The following is a 17,146-nucleotide window of genomic DNA, read 5'->3' on the forward strand; positions in this document are numbered from 1 at the left end:
ATTTATTAAAAAGGAGATAGAAAAAATGACAAAAAAAAGTCTCTGCTATTTACTCACGTTCATTGCCTATTTTGGAATGCCTTTAGGAGTTCCATTTATTAAAAGTGCCGAATCATATGTCTTAGGTCTTCCATTTTTATTATTTTGGATGGTTTTATGGATCTTTTTAGGAACAGGTTTAATGATTTTAGTACATCGTATAAATCCTGATGCAAAAGAGGAGACGGAATAATATGATCATTTCAGTTGGAATCATTACAATTTTCTTAGTGATTGCTTTATTTTTAGGCATTATGGCAAGTAGAGGGAAAGATATGAGCCTTGAACAATGGAGTGTTGGAGGCCGTGGATTTGGATCTATCTTCATCTTCTTATTAATGGCTGGTGAAATTTATACAACTAATGCATTTTTAGGGGTAAGTGGTTGGATGTATGGAAAAGGTGGCGTAGCATTTTACAATATCATGATGCTGAACTATGTAATTGCTTACTGGATAACACCTAAAATATGGGCTTACGGAAAGAAACATAGTTTACTATCACAATCTGATTTTTTCGAAAAGGCATATAACAGTAAAATTCTTGGCACACTTGTAGCCATTGTAGGGTTAGCAGCTTTAATTCCTTACTTAGTCATTCAATTAAAAGGTCTTGGCATTATCGTTTCCGAAGCTTCTTATGGAGCAATTGATCCGAAAATAACAATTTGGATAGGTACAATTGCAATGATTGCTTATGTTATGGTTTCAGGAATTCATGGCTCGGCTTGGACAGCTGTTATTAAAGATTTTCTTATTCTTGGTGTCGTGTTATTCCTTGGTATCTACTTACCTATACATTATTATGGCGGGATTCAGCCAATGTGGGAAGCAATTGAAGCTGTTAAACCAGGTTTCTTATCACTTCCAGACTCAGGTTTTAGCGCCTCATGGTATATTTCAACGATCATGTTAACATCGTTAGGGTTTTATATGTGGCCGCATACATTCGTTGCTACTTTTTCAGCAAAAAGTGGGAATGCACTAAGAAATAATGCGATAATGCTTCCAATCTACGCATTATTTTTATTATTTATCTTATTTGTTGGAGCAGCTGCAATTTTACAAGTTCCTGAGCTAGAAGGAGGCGCTGTGGATTTAGCTCTATTTAAAACCTCTACGCAAACATTTAATCCAGTCATCGTTGGCTTTATTGGAGCAGCAGGATTATTAACTGCAATTGTACCAGGTTCATTGATTTTGATGTCTGCAGCTACATTACTTGCAAAAAATGTTGTAAAACCTATTCGACCTCAAATTACCGATCGACAAATTGGTATCATTGCTCGCTATTCAGTTCCAGTGATTGCACTTGTTGCACTTTACTTCACTTTTAGTGGTGGTGGAGCAATTACGTTATTATTCTTAATGGGGTATGGATTAGTTACTCAATTTGTACCAGCGGTTGTATGTAGTTTTTTGAAGAAAAATCCATTAACTGTACAAGGTGTTTTTGCTGGGATTATTGTGGGTGTCACGATTGTAGGTTGGCAAGCAGCTACAGGAGCTCACCTAAGTAAGCTGTTCCCAAGCTGGCCATCCTATATACAAGATATCAACATTGGTTTCCTTGCATTGACTGTAAATATTTTAGTAAGTTTAATTGTTAGTGCGTTTACAAGGAAGGTAACTGGAAAAAATGATGAAACTACAAATGAGAAAACAGTAGAAAACATTTCATAGTATCATTTGTTTTATTTGAAAATTCCAATGTTACGAAAAGCGTAAAATCAATTTGACCATATTCTCAAAGAGAGATTTTCTATTTTTATCAGTTCAAATTACTTTTTATCCAAATGAAAAGCTTTTTTAGCAACTTTATTATCACTTTACATTTACGCTAATAAAAATAAGCGTAATTCCTGTAAATAGGCAAATCATTCTCGGCACAGAAATTTTATCAGCTAGTCCGAATAATGCAATTGCCGTCGTTACGATTAAAACTGTTGGACCAACTAAAGCAAGCATTGTATTAATATAGAATGCTTTTTCTAAACTATTCAACTTTAGCATCAACAATCCAGCACTTACTTCAATACTTCCAGACAATACGCGTAAAATAACCATAGCAAGAAGCGATTTATCAATAACTGTCATCATCCAATCTTTAAAGGTAATTTTTGCGATAAAAAACGAATTCTCTTATATTCCATTTCCATCATTAGGATAATTACGGACTTCTGTTTTAATGAAGTACTATAATCAAAATATGTATAATTCGTGTTAAATATTCTATTGAAGTATACAGTTTTTTCAATGTTTCTATAGTACAAAGACAATTAATAAGATTCAATCTAGTATAACTGAACATTTCACAATTCAAGAAATACAAAAAAATATCGAAAATCTAAATTAAATTATTTGGCTTATGATTTAGGTGTGTTATGTAAGGAAAGTTATATAAGAACAGGAAGAAACAGACGATAAAGACCTGATCCCTGATCATGGAACTAAAATTTCTAAAAATACTATAGTTGAGGTATAAGAAAGACAAAACAAGTGGGTAAAAGTGCAGGTAGAAATAGATAATAGCTGGTTAAAGTTGGATAGAGGAATCAAAAATTCAAAAGCTAAAACGTATCGATGATAATCAAATATAAATATAATAGTTAAATAAAGAAAAATGCCCTAAAGTTCAAAATATTTAAGGGCATTTTCTTATGGTTTTTTTAAATTCTTGAAATATCATCCGTTTAAAAAGGACAAAAGAGTACAATTCAAAAAAGTGTTTGGACATTCTTGACCATTTTATTTTTTTGAAAATATGTGTTTATGTGAGTTATATCATAGAGAAACTTAACGTTTTATTGGTCACTGAAAAAAGTAGTCTAAAACTATTTGACCTTTTACAACAGCTGTTTCATCTCAATGTTATTAGTATACTTTTCATTGATACGTAACTTCCTATAATTTATATTATGTAAACTAAAATTATTTGGCGTGGAGGAGGGCTTGGATACGTCATCTACCCATAATATCTGTACTTTTCGACTTACAATTTTGAAGTTCCTTATAATTATCATGTGAACGATAACGCTCCTTTTTTTCGATAATGGGATGATTTTGTACAGATAATAATTATTATTTAATACGATATCTGGAGGTTTTATACTTGCAACTACATGCAGCCATTGATGAATTTGTATTGTATATTGAGATTGAAAAAAATTACTCAGTTAATACAGTTACTAGTTACGAATACGATTTACAACTCTTCTTAACCTTTTTATCGGATTATGGCTGTTCAACCTGTTTAAACACCCAAGTACGTCGCTTTATCCAATATTTATTAGGATCATTAAAACAAAAACCTCGTTCGGTGAACCGAAAATCTCTTCCTTAAAATCGTTCGCCAAATATTGTTTATTTGAACGATACCTTGCTAATGATTTTACGCACGGGATTGAATCGCTAAAGGCCGATGATAAACTACCTGTCTATATGACATTAACGGATCTAAAGCAGCTATTTGACTATCTAGAACGCGCCCAATCGCGTTTTTCGATGCGGAATGAGCTCATGTTTAAATTATTAGCAACAACAGGTATAAGACGTTCTGAACTTGTTTCATTAACATGGGAACAAGTTGATCTGGTAAATGAAACGATTCGAATTGATGGAAAAGGGAAAAAAGAACGGATATTGCCCCTTCATCCACACTTAATTCCGCTTCTGGCATCCTATAAAGCCTCTTTAAGATCATATCAAATTTATCCAACAGAACCTGTTTTTCTAAATAAAAATCGTAAAGCATTAGATCCGCGGGGTTTACATGTCATTTTTAAAGATGTATTGAAAAAAGCAGGCCTTCCACCTACCCGCTTCTCGCTACATCACTTACGGCATACTTTTGCAACACGAATGTTGCAAGAAAATAAAGAAAACCCTTTATGATCTTTTAACCATTTTTTGTAGTAGCGACTTGTTACATTTTCGATTGTAGGTTCTAATCCATGGCCCTTCAAATGTTCCGAAATCTTTTTATTATTTCTTCGATAAACGTTCTTGGAATTTTGTGAGTATCCAGTTCTTGATCTAGATATAAATATGCTTTTGTCAGTAATCGTGTTATTCATAATAAATCCCTCTTTCCTTAAAATTACATGAAAAACCCCCAAGTTAAATACAAATTAACATTTAGTAGTAACGTTAACATTGTATAACTTGGGGTTTTCCCTTTTCTATTAGATTGTTGTAATCATAACAAATATGGATTATACGTTATGAATTCTGGCGATTTTATCATAGATTGTTAGTTTTTACTGTCCTTTGATAAAAAATAAAGTAATTTATTCTGCAAACACTTGTGAAAGATAACTTTAAATATAATATTCGTGTTTTACACAATCTATAAAGTGTCCAGGTGGTGGACGAATAGCACTTCCACCACTTTAATATGAATATTTTGGTTTGTTTAATACAATATAGTTCGTTATTTTTCATTTGTCAGGAATATTTATGAACATTCATTGCTTTTTTTTAAGGATACTAACTTTTGTTTAATAATTTTTTTAGATAGTTGAGAAAGCTTTACTTGAAATTTGATGATTATATTTGTGTTCCTCTATATAAATCATCGGGTTATAAACGTTTTACAACCTGTACTATTTTGTATCCCTGAAGAATGTTGATCCATTTGCAACCTTTCCCTGAAATGTACATCATAAATAGTAAGAGCAATTTGATTACCGTCTACAGAAAATAATTGCTGAAAGAAGTTATAAAGTCAATGGATAATATATGCCTTGCCTCATTTTTGCTTTCTTTGGTCCCGAAAGTAAAACGAAGACTAATTATGGTTTAGTGGCTATTTTCCACCCTATCGTTCTGCTCTGCAAATCCCAAAGCTTATTGTATAGACCGCCCATTGCAATTAGTTCTTCATGTTTTCCCTGTTCCACAACTTTGCCTTTGTCCAAAACGATGATGTTATTTGCATTCACAACGGTTTTCAGCCTGTGAGCGATCATAATAACTGTACGTCCTTTAATCAGACGATTGATCGCTTTTTGCACTTCAACCTCGTTTTCTGGATCAAGAGAGGAAGTAGCCTCGTCAAGCAAAACGACCGGAGCGTTTTTAAGCATGGCTCGGGCGATGGAAATACGCTGACGCTCCCCGCCAGAGAGAGTGGAACCTCCTTCCCCTACCAATGTGTCATAGCCTTTCGGCAGTTTCATAATAAAATCATGACAACAGGCTTCCTTAGCAACCGCTTCAACTTCCACTTGAGTAGCTTCTTCTCGCCCATAACGGATATTGTTACCGATTGTATCTTGGAACAGGTATACATCTTGAAATACCACAGAGATTTTTTTCATTAGTTTTTCCGGGTTCAGTCCACGCTCATCTACGCCACCGAAAAGCACTTGACCTTTTTGTGGGTCATAAAACCGTGCAATCAATCGTAGGAGCGTGCTTTTCCCGCTTCCTGAAGGACCTACTACAGCCGTCAATTCCCCTTCATTCATCCTCACAGAAACATTGTTCAAGACGATGTTTTTGTTATAAGCGAAGGTCACATTTTCAAATCGAATATCATGGTTTTTCGGAGGTTCTTTATCTCCTTTCATGACAGGCTGTTCGAGTAAATTTACAATTCTTTCACCTGCCAAGGCATCATATTTAAACGTAGGCAAACTTATGATTGCAGCTGATAGCGGATCAAAAACACGTGCGCCTATTAGCAAAAACATCATAAATAACGGTACTGTTATCTCACCGCCCAAAATGAAATAGACGCCTACAATCGTCATAAGGGGCAATCCCATTTTCATGAAAGCTATGGCTACCAAAAAGAAAGGTCCAAGCACACCTTCCAGCTTAATACTTTCTTTCATATACCGATAAAAGGCACGTTTTAGACTTTTAAAGTTTTCACCACTTAAACTATGAGCTTTGATAACTTTTAAACCGTAAAGATACTCTTGCAAGGCATTTGACTGAATGATTTTGGCTCGGGCATGACTAATACCAATTTTGCGCTCCAAGCTAGATATCCCCCACAGGATCAGAACCGTTACAGGAAATCCTGCAAACATGGCTACAGCCATTCGCCAATCCAAAAAAATCAGTCCTATAAAAGTGAGGATTGATATCATTATACCGCTTATAATCTGTGTAATATTTTTTGTCATTGCATTTTCCAGTTGAGTAAAATCATTCATCATCGTATGCCCCAGTTCTCCAGAGCTCTTGCTCATAATAAATCCGAGTGGCAGTTTTCGTATATGTTCGGCCAACTCTATCCGCCCTTCAGCAGAAGACTCGTATGCACCACGATAAACGGACCGGTAAGCCATCAATTCGCACACAAACACGAGAGCAAGGAAGAAAACCATACTTCCCCACGCATACCACAAATATTGAATATTTAGGGACTCCTGCTCCCCGCTGTAATAGGCGTAGATGGTACTTACCACCAAGAGTAGGCTGCCAAAGGGAAGCATATTAATTACGTTGGCCGACAATGTCCAGAGGATGGACTTCAGCATCTTTTGCGGGTTGCCCGTCGTAATATAGTACATTTGTTTAATCATCTCTCAAACACGTCCCTTTCCTGCAAAAGATCGATATTCCATTCCATGGAGCGCGTGTAGGCATCCCACATGCTTTTGTATATACCATTATGGGATAGAAGCTCATTATGGGTGCCTTTATCGTTGACTTGGCCTTCATTCAATACAATAATTTGGTTGGCCTCACGGATGGTAGCTAGGCGATGCGCTATTATGATAACGGTTTTGCCCTTGATAAGCTCCTGAAGTGCAAGCTGCATATGATATTCATTTTCCGGATCGGCGTAAGCTGTTGCTTCATCTAGTATCAGGATAGGAGCATTCTTAAGAATCGCTCGTGCTACTGAAACCCTCTGTTCCTCTCCCCCTGAAAGGTACACTCCACCTTCGCCTATCGGTGTATCATAGCTTTTCGGCAAATTTTCGATAAATGCATGACACTGCGCGGCCTTCGCTGCCGCATAAACTTCCATTTTCGTCGCATTCGGCCGACCTACAGCGATATTATTGTATATGGTATCCGAAAACAGAAAAGTTTCCTGAAACACGAAGGATAAAACATCCATAAGGTCGTTCGTTCTCATATCACGGATGTCCTGTCCTCCTATGGTGATACTGCCTTTTTGTATATCCCAAAAGCGAGGTATCAACTGTGCAATGGTAGATTTTCCAGACCCAGATGGTCCAACCAAGGCGGTAATTTCTCCTTGCGCCGCAGTAAAACTAATCTCTCTCAATACTTCCATATCCTTGATACTGTAAGAAAAAGAAACATTATGGAACTGTACATCATAGGAAGACGGGAGATATTTCGTTTCTGGCTCTGGTATAATTGGCTCATCGAATATCTCGTCAATGCGTCTGACACCCTCGAAAATGACGTTCAGGGTAGATGCAAAATCGTTGAATTTAAGAATTGGTGTAGAAATCCCCGGTGCTAACACAAGAAACAACATCATTGTTGCCGCAAATGCTACATTGTCTGGATCCCCACTGATGAAAAATAATCCTACAGGCAAGATAAAGGTGGCCAGCGAAATCAAGATAACTTTATAAGAGACATAACCGTTTTGAAAATTGTCGGTATACTTCACACTGAAATCACGATAGTTAAGTATATCTTTATGAAATTCACTAAAGGAGTGGACTGTCTGACCAAATATTTTAATAGAAGGCATGCCCCGTATATACTGGATGGATGAGGAATTTATATTTTCTAAAGCGTTAAAATATTCTTTGATCCCTTCCTTCGCCTTTTTGCCAGCCATCATTGAGAATTGGAAGCCAAATCCTATTAGAATAGGGATGATACAGGCAAGTGTAAGCCAAACATCTAAGAAAAGCATAGCTGATGTAATTACTATAATCATGACGATAGTGTTGATTAAATCAGGCAATTGGTGCGCAATAAACTGCTCAATTTTTTCCACATCATGCTCTACAATTTTTTTAATTTTTCCCGTGGCATTTTTATTAAAGTAGCCGAGTGGGAGAGCTGCTATATGATTCGATAACTTCTTCCTGATTCCATATAAAATACGAAACGCAGCAATGTGCGAGCACATTCCCCCGATATAGAGAAAGAAATACCCGAGTATCATCCCGATAGCGCCCCAAATAGCCCATCTGATGACGAATGGACCGTCCACAGTCGAAAGATCCGATGCATGCTTCAACATTTCAGCCATCACCACATACACGGAGTAGTATGGTACCAACATGAATAGCACACTCAGTGTAGACAATATTCCAGACCATACAAGAAGTGTCTTTTTTTCACCTACAATCTTCAAAAGCCTGACTATACCTGTTTTTTCGTTATTACTCAATGTATCTCCCCTCATTCATTAAAGTTTTTAAGTACTTTTATTTGATCGCTTGCAAGCTCAGAGAGAATACAATCATGTGTGATGATAACGACCGTTTTACCCGCATGTGCAAGTTTTTTTACCCATTTGACAACCTTAAGAACACCATCACCGTCAAGTCCACTGGTCGGCTCATCGAGCACGATCAGTTCAGCATCCGAACAAGAAGCCGCAGCCATCGTAACCCGCTGCTTTTCCCCACCCGATAGCGAGGCAGGATGCCTCTCCTGAAGCCTCAGAAGCCCAAACGCCTCCATCGCTTCACGGGCCCTTAAGCGGAGCTCGTCATCCAGATGTCTGCCCAAAACAATTTCATTACCTACGCTGTCCGCATAGAGCTGATAGTCCGCATCCTGCATGACAAAATAGCTGAAGGTGCGCCTCTGTCCAGCAGATGAAGGGATTCCCTTACTAAAGACTATTCCCTTACGCTGTTGTAGAAGACCGCATAGAATTTTACACAGCGTAGTCTTTCCAGCCCCATTTTCCCCCATTAATGCCGTCACACTCCCCTTTGGAAGTATGATATCCAGATCCTTAATTACCACATCATTTCTTCTATAACGATAAGAAAGCTTTTGACCCTCAAGTGCAATCTCAGTAGTTGGTATTTCGTCCAATTTACGCATTGATTTGATGTTGAACATATCTGGATGACGCAAGCCATACGGACGCACTTCTTCATAAGTAAGCTGGGAAAATTGCTCCTTTGTCCATGTTTTAACAATCTTGCCTTTCTCCATATAAACAAAGGAATCTGCAATACTTAGTAATGGATGAAGTCTGTGTTCGCCAATTAGCAATGTTGTGCCATTTTGCTTAAGTTTGTGTAGCATTTCAATTAAGGTTTGAATCGCTTTCTGATCCAAATTAGCGGTAGGTTCATCCAAGAGTAAAACTGGCGGTGAAAGAATGGATGCGGCGGCAATGGCCACAAGCTGTTTCTGCCCGCTTGACAACATGTTAAGAGACCGCCCTAAAAGATGTTCAACATTAAGCAATTTCGCCTGTATCTCAACCCGACGGATAATCTCATCTGGGGCAATCCCTATATTTTCTGCTGAAAACGCTATTTCATCGAGGACATTATCCATGAAAAATTGACTTCGAGGATCTTGAAATACAACTCCCAACAGTCTAGTACGTTCCTCAGGCAATAGATTAGAAGGATTTAAACCATTAACGGTTATCTTTCCCGAAATACTTCCATTATAAAAACTTGGCGCAAGGCCAGATAAAAGTCGCATGATGGTACTTTTACCGGATCCTGAACGACCACATAGTACAACACACTGTCCGGTTTTTACTGTCAATTGGATATTACTTACGGCGACTTCGTTCCCAAAATTAACGTCCTCGTTTCCATAACTGAATGTGACATCATTCATTTTGATCATAATCCAACAACTCCTACCCAATATATCGCTAAACTAATCAAAACATATCCACCTATCACTACACTGTCTACAGCTGTCATTCCTACGAAATTAATGGAAGTTCTTCCTCGTTTACACCCTATTCCCCGGAGCTCTGCTGAAGAGGCAAGCTCAGAAGATAATTTAAGACACCGGACAATAAGTGGCAAAAAAAAGCATTCATAGAGAATTGTCGGGTGCCTCAAGAAGCTATACCAACGTGGGAAAATACCTCTTGCTAAAATCCCTTCTCGAATAATCTTCATTTCAAGAACAATTACGGGGAAAAAACGGATTAAAATACAAATCATGACTATTATTGGTTTGAAAATAAACGTTCTTTCAAAGGCACATAGTATGCTACTAGGAGGTGTATGGACAAACGCTGTACCGATCATGATCATCGGAATCATTCTAGCAAAGGTATAGAAAATGAGTATCAAAGATGTCATAATATCAGGTAAAAAGGATACTGTTGATAAAAAAACAATATACAACAAAACCAAATAAACCATTTGCTTAGTAAGTTTAAGACATACCAAATACAATGCACTTGCTACAACCATCAAATGTACTTGTAATTGGTCATTTACAAGCACTGACAAAATGCTTGCCAAAGTTAACGTAACAAAATGTGTTCTAGGATCTAGATTTATCATACCAACTTCGCCTTTTTCACATGCTTCTTTAATAATTGCCCCCCCATTAAGCAACCAGTAAGCGCTCCTACGATAGAGATAATACACATGATCACAACCATACTAGGCGTTCCATAAGAGAGTAGTAGGTTATCCAATTGCTCTTGTGAATAGCTTTTAGCCAAAGTAGCCATATACTGCTCCCTAAAGAAGACTAGAGGAACAACACCACATAGGGAAAAACCTACATAAAAAATGCTATAGCCAATGCCATTACGGAAAGTGTTCTTGTAAGAATTGTTTCCCCACATGACCAGCTCGCAAAGAATCCCCACAGCAACCATTGTGATTAAGAAATGAATAAAACCGAATATTAAAAAAAATAGCCCCATAATAATAGATGTATAGAATAATATCCCACGTTTGTTTATTTTATTTGACATCACCATATAAATGGGACCGTTGAAAAGCGCGGCTGCTCCCCCTCCGATTAGGTAAGATAATGCATGAGTAACTGTAGTGACCATTGTAAGTATTACAAGCATCACCACATTGAAAATAGCAAGTGTGATATAATCTTTTGTGCTCCATTTATTATTAAAGGATTGATTTTGTACTTGCATAATTATTCCTCCTCCAATTTTTCATTTTATGTTCAACTCCACTTTTACGTTCTTTAACATCATTACCATCACATAAGGCAAATGTTTTATACCACCTCTTCTATTAACTATTTATAAAATCGAGCAATGTAATAGCCATCAGTAAAACAAACACAATGACAAATGCAAAAGGAAGATGTTTGTTCAGTTGATAAAGCGCCAAACCAGACCAATAATTGTAAAAAAGCCAGCACGTGCAGGACCAAGTAATCCCAATCCATTAGCTGCACCAATTTAGGCCATTCCTGCAGAACGTCCCTGTTAATCAGTGACATTCACCATATACGCCTGTGCAGCCGATCGTATAGCTGGAATAAACAGGGCTATTAAGGTACTGGTTACAATAAGCAGATGACAAATAGAGCGTCACTAATACGTTGCGTAAAGCAAATATACATTGTCGAATTAAACAGGACATAGCTCATCAACATTCCCAAGAAACCAAACATAATAACAGGTTTCCTTCATTTCCCATCGCTTTAGTTACCCTAAACCGGCGCCATGGCATGGTACTTAATGAAATAATCAAACCTTAATAAGTTTCGCTCAGACCTAATTCGCGTATGAGTTGAGGCATGATCGGAGCAATAATCATCAACCCTACCATCGCCACAAAAACACTAATAAATATCCTAAATCGAACGCTTCCACTCTTAACCTCGTTGTCCTTTCAGACTATTCCATCTTTTCAATATTTCTCTTTGTTTTTCAAATGACATTTGTTATACTATCTAAAAAGTTAGAATACTCTAACTTTAACGTTTCATTAAACAGCAAACAATGGTTTACCAGCACTTTTGTCTTCAAGCGGCACTCAATTTGTCCTTCCCATCACTTTACAATAGAAAGGAGCCGTGTAATCGTGCAACAAGAACAGTCGTTTACAATCGAAAGTGAATATAAGCCTTATCTAGAAATGCTTGGATTTTCTGTTGATCATCATTTCCCTACAAAACCTGGTGCTCTCTTTTCCCTTGATCCATCCGTGGGAGAAGGAACGGTATGGGTTTACGCCAAGACAGGTCATTTTTTTATTCAAGCCATGGATTTTTACTTTTACGAGGAAGTTCCGTTCGAATACCCACAATTTGACTTTATCAGTTTTGGGTATTATGAATCGTCGCTCTATGCGGATAAGCATGCGGTCTTCTACTCTCCATATCTATTGGGTTATAGAAGCCGTACGCAAGTTTTCAAATGCTTAATTCCAAAAAGGGAAGCTGTACGCAATATTTGCATTGTACTTGCTCCGGCTTATTATGAACACTATTTGAGCAAAACCTATCCGGATGAATACAATGAATTGCTGACCGCACTTGAGCAACAGCACGGGTTGCTTCACCTTCCTGAACTTGTTCTGCTTCTCAAACAAATCATGAATTTTACTGGGAATAGTGCAGCAGCCAAAATATATTACGAAAGCAAGGTAGCCGAAATGTTGGCTCTAATCGTAAACCACAGTCATAATCAAAAGACACAGAAATGTCTACTCTCAGAACAGGATCGCAACGGGATATCCGCTGTCCTAACTTGTCTTGATAGCCATTACGGTGATTTCAGTATCTCGATTGAGCAGTTGGCAAAATTGGCCTGCATGTCTCCAACCAAGTTAAAATACACCTTTAAAAACGCGTACAATTGCACGATTTCCGAATACATTTGCAGGAAAAGAATTCAAGAAGCCAAGCATGCACTTGAACATTCACAAATCAACATTGGAGAAATTGCCAAGAAACTAGGTTACAAAAAAACGCGCAGCTTTTCTGACTACTTCCGTACGCATACAGGACTACTCCCGAGCGAATATCGGAAACTGGCGCAAGGAAAAATATCCACATACTCAGGAAGGTGAATTTATATGAAGCTCAGTCCCATTTTAGAGAATTATTTGGAAGTCATTTTCCTTTTGTCCGAAGAAGGAGTAGGCGCGCGCCTCTCGGACATTGCTGAAAAAGTCGGGGTAACCAAGGCGACCGCAAACCGAGCGATAGCTACGCTCTCTCAGTTTGGACTTGTTGTTAATGAACGTTACAAAGAAATTCATCTCAATCCTAAGGGCCAAGCGTACGCAGATGGGATATTTCACAAGCATAAAGTCATCAAACAATTTTTTATTGATGTTCTCCAAATCGATAAGGATGTTGCCAATCAGGAAGCTTGCCTGATTGAACATGTTATTAGTTCGGACTCAATCCGTGCAATGGAGCATTTCATGAAACAACACTGTCGCTAACAACTCGACTTCACTGCCCGTTCAGCTCCATCTGTTGCAAAAGCAAACGCTTATTAATATGAGTAATGTAGAAACCGCAGATTTACCTTGCTACATCACCAAATGTTGTTGTTTAGAAACCATCTTGCAAATAGAAAATCAATGATGCCTCGGCATAATTACGTCTGGAATCGGCTTTATGCTTAGGCCTGCAAATGTTTTCTGCGCGAAAGCGTAGCGTCAGTGGCAAATATCGAACAGATAAAACCGTGTTGCTGTCGCTTCGCTTTCGCATAGATAAATTACCACAGGACGTGGCGTTCTTGAATTGAGTTCCTCTATTTCAAAGGTATTTGGACACCAACTGAAAAGTATCTTAAACCCGCATTCATCTCACCAACTATACTAACAAATAGTCATCTTTTCTTATGGAGATGGCTTTTTTCTTCGTTTAGAGACTAAATTGCTAATCATAACGATGGTGCTAAATTTCTAAACTAGATACACTCGGGGGTCATTTGTTCAAAGAGGCATTAACCTGTTCGAAGCTGAAATGGTGGCTATAAAATTCGGCGGGCCTAATAAGAATTGATCCGATTAGGTTAGATTTTTGGCTGAATATTTTCTTCATCTTAAGGAGAATCTAGATTAAACGATAATTAGTATTATTTAAACGAATAATTCCCTTTTGAACGATAATTTATAGGAAGCTTTCGATAATTAGGAAGTAGTGACCAAGGTATTTATATTATGTAAACTAAAATTATTTGGCGTGGAGGAGGGCTTTGATACGTCAACTACCCATAATATCTGTACTTTTCGACTTACAATTTTGAAGTTCCTTATAATTATCATGTGAACGATAACTCTCCTTTTTTACGATAATGGGATGATTTTGTACAGATAATAATTATTGTTTAATACGATATCTAGAGGTTTTATACTTGCAACTACATGCAGCCATTGATGAATTTGTTTTGTATATCGAGTTTGAAAAAAATTACTCAGTTAATACAGTTACTAGTTACGAATACGATTTACAACTCTTCTTAACCTTTTTATCGGATCATGGCTGTTCAACCTGTTTAAACGAGATCACCAAAACCCAAGTACGTCGCTTTATCCAATATTTATTAGGATCATTAAAACAAAAACCTCGTTCGTTGAACCGAAAATCTCTTCCTTAAAATCGTTCGCCAAATATTGTTTATTTGAACGATACCTTGCTAATGATTTTACGCGCGGGATTGAATCGCCAAAGACCGATGATAAACTTCCTGTCTATATGACATTAACATCTCTAAAGCAGCTATTTGACTACTTAGAACGTGCCCAATCACGTTTTTCGATGCGGAATGAGCTAATGTTTAAATTATTAGCAACAACAGGTCTAAGACGTTCTGAACTTGTTTCATTAACACTTGTTTCATTAACATGGGAACAAGTTGATTTGGTAAATGAAACGATTCGAATTGATGGAAAAGGGAAAAAAGAACGTATATTGCCCCTTCATCCACACTTAATACCGCTTCTGGCATCTTAAAAAGTTCCTTTAAGATCATACCAAATTTATCCTACAGAACCTGTTTTTCTAAATAAAAATCGTAAAGCATTAGATCCGCGGGGTTTACATGTCATTTTTAAAGATATGTTGAAAAAGGCAGGCCTCCCGCCTACCCGCTTCACACTACATCACTTACGGCATACTTTTGCAACATTGATGTTACAGCAAAATAAAGAAAACGTTGATTTACGGACTCTTCAAGTACTACTCGGCTATGAAAGTATTACATCAACTCAAGTCTATATCCATGTTGAGTTTGAGCAGAAAAAGAAAGCAATTGATTCTTTTCGAATTTTTTGATCCCTTCCTAGGAAAGAAACTACCCGTAATTGGGTAGTTATCTTTTATTAAATATTTCGTAACCGTTTAAATGGTAGGTTGATAATGATTAGTCATCGACTGCGGCTGATATGGATAATTCATATTTGTTGAGGGCGTTGTAAATCCTTCTTGTTGTATCCCGATTTTTCAAAAGTCTAATCTAATCTTCAACTATCCTGCTCCGTTTGATGAAGAAGAAAAAAGATGGGATCTCTGTGTAATCCCATCTTAAAGTAAAGCGCTGGTTAGTTGAAGAAGAACAGCAACGCTTATTAAACAATCGCGAACGTTTGTTGATGTTATTAAAAAATAGTAATCAGATGGTTTAACGAGATTATTTTCATTTTTATAAATTCATTTTAACCTTTTGAATTATTAGGATTTTCAAGAATAAAACTAAAGAGAATGATGTAGATACTATACTTAATATAATCAGTCCTGTTGTGACATCTGGTTCTTTATTAAAGTCGAATAACGAAGGAACTCCCACATAATAAGGAAATAAAACGTAGATGTAATACATTACTCCAAAGTACAATGCTAGCAATAAAATGATCCTACAAACTTTACTGAAACTTGGTTTCACTAAAGTTACTGTATGTCTTCTTCTTGCTAAATTATAGAATGTTGTTCCAACTACATAGATTAAAGTAATACAAATAAGGATTGTGATACTAAGAATTATTTTAGCCTCAGATTTCACCTTTGGATAATCCTTACCTAATAAAGGTTTAGGGGTTCCTCCTTCCACTATTCTAAATAAATTAAACCCAGAATGGAATGTTATATCTTGTTTTGAATTTGATAGGAGAACAAGTCCAAAGGATTTATCAGAAGAAAGAACCATCGTTGAAGTGAAGCCAGGTAATCCACCCTCCATATACATATTTTGGGGATATATATACCAATTGTACCCTATACCATATTTATTAGCTTGGAATACTTTTTTAATACTATTTGAACGAATCAGAGTACCCATAGGAGTTACTCCCTCATTTAATAAACACATCATAAACTTTGCTAAATCTGTGGCATTTGAGGATAACCCTGCTGAGCTAGATGTAGCATAGACTAACTTTTCCTCATAAGGTTTAATTTTACCCCACTGATAACGATGTCCCATTGCTGTATTGGAAAGGTGATGATCATCAAATGTAAAATACCCTGTTCTGTTCATTCCGAGAGGTTTAAAAATATTTTCATCCATATACTTTGTAAAAGGAACATGTGAAACTTCCTCTATAATTATTTGCAACAAATCTGTATTCATATTGGTGTATTCAAAAGTTTCACCGGGTTTCGAAACTAATATAACATTACGTAGTTTATCACTAATTTGATTTATAATTTCCCATCGATCTACACTTTTAACATCATGAACATTGAGGCGACTAGGCAAACCACTCGAATGATTAAGTAAATGTTTAATAGTAATTTGATTTGACATTAAAGCATCTTTTGTTGTAAACCAAGGAAGATGATCAATAACAGGATCTTCTATACGTAAAAGGCCTTTCTGCTGAAGCTGCATAATAGCTAATGTGGTAAATACTTTAGAAAGCGATCCTAAGTTAAAGTTTGTATTTTCGTCAATCTGCTGTGTATCTTCTCGGATATCTAAAGTTCCAAAACCTTTAGAATAAATAATCCCATTAGAATCAACGAGTGCAAAGGCCATTCCCGGAATATCATGTGTTTTCATGTTGTTCTCAATTTCAACTTCAATCTGTTTTATTTTCTTATCCCTATCACTTATCGTCGCCGAAACTTTATCTGTAGACATGATTAGTAAAATACAGAGAATGCTATTAATTAAAACTAAAATCTTTTTAATCATACTTCCCCCTATTCTTTAATATCAAACCGCTCTACCACAAACTAAGTTGATTTTAAGCAATAATCGTCATTTT

The 17,146-nt window shown here is 36.8% G+C and carries 14 protein-coding genes and 1 pseudogene; 8 read left to right on the forward strand and 7 right to left on the reverse strand.

Annotated elements, in window-relative coordinates; translation table 11 throughout:
* Nucleotides 1-25 precede the first annotated feature (25 nt).
* Complete coding sequence (locus ACIQLB_RS09595) at nt 26-232, forward strand: DUF3311 domain-containing protein (protein WP_400724338.1); 207 nt, start codon at nt 26-28, stop codon at nt 230-232.
* A 1-nt stretch (nt 233) separates the two neighbouring features.
* Complete coding sequence (locus tag ACIQLB_RS09600) at nt 234-1,721, forward strand: sodium:solute symporter family protein (protein WP_400724342.1); 1,488 nt, start codon at nt 234-236, stop codon at nt 1,719-1,721.
* 141 nt (nt 1,722-1,862) lie between these two features.
* On the opposite strand, the gene ACIQLB_RS09605 is transcribed toward ACIQLB_RS09600, so the two are convergent.
* Nucleotides 1,863-2,138, reverse strand: a complete 276-nt coding sequence (locus tag ACIQLB_RS09605) for a YqhV family protein (protein WP_400724345.1) — start codon at nt 2,136-2,138, stop codon at nt 1,863-1,865.
* Nucleotides 2,139-3,150: 1,012 nt separating this feature from the next.
* On the opposite strand from ACIQLB_RS09605, the gene ACIQLB_RS09610 reads away from it, so the two are divergent.
* Together ACIQLB_RS09610 and ACIQLB_RS09615 are read left to right on the forward strand one after the other, a co-directional pair.
* Nucleotides 3,151-3,381 (forward strand): site-specific integrase, encoded by a 231-nt coding sequence (locus ACIQLB_RS09610; RefSeq protein ID WP_400724348.1) that lies wholly within the window; start codon nt 3,151-3,153, stop codon nt 3,379-3,381.
* Nucleotides 3,382-3,479: 98 nt separating this feature from the next.
* Entirely contained in the window at nt 3,480-3,932 is a 453-nt protein-coding gene (locus tag ACIQLB_RS09615; protein WP_400724351.1) for a tyrosine-type recombinase/integrase, read from the forward strand.
* 899 nt (nt 3,933-4,831) lie between these two features.
* On the opposite strand, the gene ACIQLB_RS09620 is transcribed toward ACIQLB_RS09615, so the two are convergent.
* The 5 genes from ACIQLB_RS09620 to ACIQLB_RS09640 form a co-directional block, all read right to left on the reverse strand.
* Nucleotides 4,832-6,577, reverse strand: coding sequence for an ABC transporter ATP-binding protein (locus ACIQLB_RS09620; RefSeq protein WP_400724354.1), 1,746 nt, complete (start codon nt 6,575-6,577; stop codon nt 4,832-4,834).
* Nucleotides 6,574-8,277, reverse strand: coding sequence for an ABC transporter ATP-binding protein (locus tag ACIQLB_RS09625; RefSeq protein WP_400724685.1), 1,704 nt, complete (start codon nt 8,275-8,277; stop codon nt 6,574-6,576). Before ACIQLB_RS09625 ends, ACIQLB_RS09620 begins: the two co-directional genes overlap by 4 nt.
* Nucleotides 8,278-8,396: 119 nt before the next feature.
* Nucleotides 8,397-9,821 carry an ABC transporter ATP-binding protein gene (locus tag ACIQLB_RS09630; RefSeq protein ID WP_400724357.1) on the reverse strand — a complete coding sequence of 475 codons (1,425 nt, stop codon included), beginning with the start codon at nt 9,819-9,821 and terminating at the stop codon, nt 8,397-8,399.
* Nucleotides 9,818-10,552: an energy-coupling factor transporter transmembrane component T family protein gene (locus ACIQLB_RS09635; RefSeq protein WP_400724360.1), complete on the reverse strand. Its 735-nt coding sequence runs from the start codon at nt 10,550-10,552 to the stop codon at nt 9,818-9,820. Before ACIQLB_RS09635 ends, ACIQLB_RS09630 begins: the two co-directional genes overlap by 4 nt.
* Entirely contained in the window at nt 10,495-11,100 is a 606-nt protein-coding gene (locus ACIQLB_RS09640; RefSeq protein ID WP_400724362.1) for an MptD family putative ECF transporter S component, read from the reverse strand. Before ACIQLB_RS09640 ends, ACIQLB_RS09635 begins: the two co-directional genes overlap by 58 nt.
* A 901-nt stretch (nt 11,101-12,001) precedes the next feature.
* Here ACIQLB_RS09640 and ACIQLB_RS09645 point away from each other — a divergent pair.
* The 4 genes and pseudogenes from ACIQLB_RS09645 (at nt 12,002) to ACIQLB_RS09660 (ending at nt 15,215) form a co-directional block, all read left to right on the forward strand.
* Entirely contained in the window at nt 12,002-12,991 is a 990-nt protein-coding gene (locus ACIQLB_RS09645; protein WP_400724365.1) for a helix-turn-helix domain-containing protein, read from the forward strand.
* A 6-nt stretch (nt 12,992-12,997) separates the two neighbouring features.
* Nucleotides 12,998-13,372 carry a metal-dependent transcriptional regulator gene (locus ACIQLB_RS09650; protein ID WP_400724368.1) on the forward strand — a complete coding sequence of 125 codons (375 nt, stop codon included), beginning with the start codon at nt 12,998-13,000 and terminating at the stop codon, nt 13,370-13,372.
* A gap of 923 nt (nt 13,373-14,295) precedes the next feature.
* On the forward strand, nt 14,296-14,538 hold the full coding sequence (locus ACIQLB_RS09655; RefSeq protein WP_400724371.1) for a site-specific integrase: 243 nt from the start codon (nt 14,296-14,298) through the stop codon (nt 14,536-14,538).
* Nucleotides 14,539-14,636: 98 nt separating this feature from the next.
* Nucleotides 14,637-15,215: pseudogene (locus ACIQLB_RS09660) on the forward strand (tyrosine-type recombinase/integrase).
* A 367-nt stretch (nt 15,216-15,582) separates the two neighbouring features.
* Here ACIQLB_RS09660 and ACIQLB_RS09665 read toward each other — a convergent pair.
* The gene (locus ACIQLB_RS09665) at nt 15,583-17,073 is read right to left on the reverse strand and encodes a serine hydrolase domain-containing protein (protein ID WP_400724374.1); all 1,491 of its coding nucleotides are present in this window, start codon (nt 17,071-17,073) and stop codon (nt 15,583-15,585) included.
* Nucleotides 17,074-17,146: the final 73 nt, after the last annotated feature.

The sequence above is a fragment of the Lysinibacillus sp. NPDC092081 genome, assembly GCF_044755845.1.
Classification (GTDB): Bacteria; Bacillota; Bacilli; order Bacillales_A; family Planococcaceae; genus Lysinibacillus.

Coding starts and splice junctions, on each gene's coding strand:
- ACIQLB_RS09605 (WP_400724345.1), bottom strand. CDS start 2,138: ATGATGACAGTTATTGATAAATCGCTTCTTGCTATGGTTATTTTACGC.
- ACIQLB_RS09625 (WP_400724685.1), bottom strand. CDS start 8,277: ATGTTGGTACCATACTACTCCGTGTATGTGGTGATGGCTGAAATGTTG.
- ACIQLB_RS09630 (WP_400724357.1), bottom strand. CDS start 9,821: ATGATCAAAATGAATGATGTCACATTCAGTTATGGAAACGAGGACGTT.
- ACIQLB_RS09595 (WP_400724338.1), top strand. CDS start 26: ATGACAAAAAAAAGTCTCTGCTATTTACTCACGTTCATTGCCTATTTT.
- ACIQLB_RS09665 (WP_400724374.1), bottom strand. CDS start 17,073: ATGATTAAAAAGATTTTAGTTTTAATTAATAGCATTCTCTGTATTTTA.
- ACIQLB_RS09620 (WP_400724354.1), bottom strand. CDS start 6,577: ATGATTAAACAAATGTACTATATTACGACGGGCAACCCGCAAAAGATG.
- ACIQLB_RS09615 (WP_400724351.1), top strand. CDS start 3,480: ATGACATTAACGGATCTAAAGCAGCTATTTGACTATCTAGAACGCGCC.
- ACIQLB_RS09640 (WP_400724362.1), bottom strand. CDS start 11,100: ATGCAAGTACAAAATCAATCCTTTAATAATAAATGGAGCACAAAAGAT.
- ACIQLB_RS09650 (WP_400724368.1), top strand. CDS start 12,998: ATGAAGCTCAGTCCCATTTTAGAGAATTATTTGGAAGTCATTTTCCTT.
- ACIQLB_RS09600 (WP_400724342.1), top strand. CDS start 234: ATGATCATTTCAGTTGGAATCATTACAATTTTCTTAGTGATTGCTTTA.